General features: G+C 58.9%; 2 protein-coding genes. One reads left to right on the top strand and one right to left on the bottom strand.

What is annotated here, in order from left to right:
• A partial coding sequence (locus WEB52_02540; GenBank protein MEX2225312.1) for a hypothetical protein occupies positions 1-1,020 on the top strand: 1,020 nt, incomplete at its 5' end.
• On the opposite strand, the gene WEB52_02535 is transcribed toward WEB52_02540, so the two are convergent.
• Positions 1,004-1,355, bottom strand: a 352-nt coding sequence (locus WEB52_02535) for an Ig-like domain-containing protein (GenBank protein MEX2225311.1), incomplete at its 5' end; no start/stop codon positions are given. The two genes, WEB52_02540 and WEB52_02535, sit on opposite strands and share 17 nt — an antisense overlap.

Raw genomic sequence — 1,355 nt, 5'->3', positions numbered from 1 at the left:
GACCGCCTATGGAGGACCGTCCAACTGTATTCATTCACGGCCATCGTAATGGCACCGCTCGTGATCTGGCATCTTTTCGTGGGAGGCGTACAGTACTTCCACTACCACCCCTATGGGTGGTTCCCTGTGAAGTACGCCCCTATCGTGGGTCCGGAGTTCTGGGGCAACGGTCTCGATGTCGGTCATTTCGAGTATGCCAGGATTCAGTTCAACGTTCTCACGAGTCTCGTGATGGAGGCCTGGGTATTCGCGCTAGTCGGAGCCGGGATTCTCTTCGTACGCCGCAGGTTCGGTCTGAGGGGCGCAATCTTTTGCGTATCATGCATCATCCTTCAGTTCACGCTGATTTTGCTCACACGCCCTTCCGCGCACGCGCGCTACTTCTACCCCTTGCTCCCACTGCTTGTGCTACTGGCTGCGGGTGGCCTCTTCTGGATGAGTTCGGTCTTGGCATCGGTGTTGCGCGACTCATCGTTGACCGGTGCCGGGCTCGGATTCGGTCGGCGACACGTCATGATTCTCGCTTCGCTCTTCGTCGGAAGCGTATCCCTCATTTCCGCTCCCTCGGCTCCAAGTGATGCACACCACTATTTCGTGGAGCGACCAGAGAGAGACATGGCACTCAGGGATATACGCGCACTTGCGCCGCTCATTGATGGCACAACCGGCGGAGTGATCGCCCGCGACTCTGCCGTGCAGCACTTCCTACCGGACAACCAGGTGTTCACACACTTCCTGTTGTCCGAAGAGGATTACGTCACATACCTGTCGTGGCGTAGCGATCAGTCGGTTGTCGAAATGCTCACGCGAAACGGAATCGAGTGGGTTCTGATCCGGAACAACAGACTCCGCTGGGAGCACGACTACAACGTGTGGCTCGAGCACGCTTATGGCGTGCCGCCGCTGCACTATGTACGCGTCGATCGGTCTCCAGCCTTCGATGAGGTGTACAGCGACTACGCCTATCGTCTCTATCGATTGAAGCCGGAGGCGGTTCGTTCCATCAGTTCTGAACGATGACCGTGATCTCCGCATGGTCGCTGATGTTGCCTGCGGTGTCGGTAGCGCGGACGGAGAGCGTGTGCGGCCCGTCCGTAAGCGAGTTGGTCTGTAGAGCACGTCCCCACGGATCCGTCGTGTCGTAGTTCAGGTAAGCGCCGTCCACGTAGAAGCTGACCTTGGTGACGGCGCTGTCGTCGTTAGCCGAGGCCCATATTTCGATGCGGCCGGACACCGTCGCGCCGTCCGCGATGGACGTAATCGATGCCGTAGGCGGAGTGGTGTCGGCGCCGCCATTGTCAACGATGACCGTGATCTCCGCATGGTCGCTGATGTTGCCTGCGGTGTCGGTAGCG

This window comes from Dehalococcoidia bacterium (assembly GCA_040902535.1).
Classification (GTDB): domain Bacteria; phylum Chloroflexota; class Dehalococcoidia; order DSTF01; family JACRBR01; genus JBBDXD01.
The sequence above is the reverse complement of the archived record's forward strand: the minus strand, read 5'-3'. Positions and strand labels throughout refer to the sequence as shown.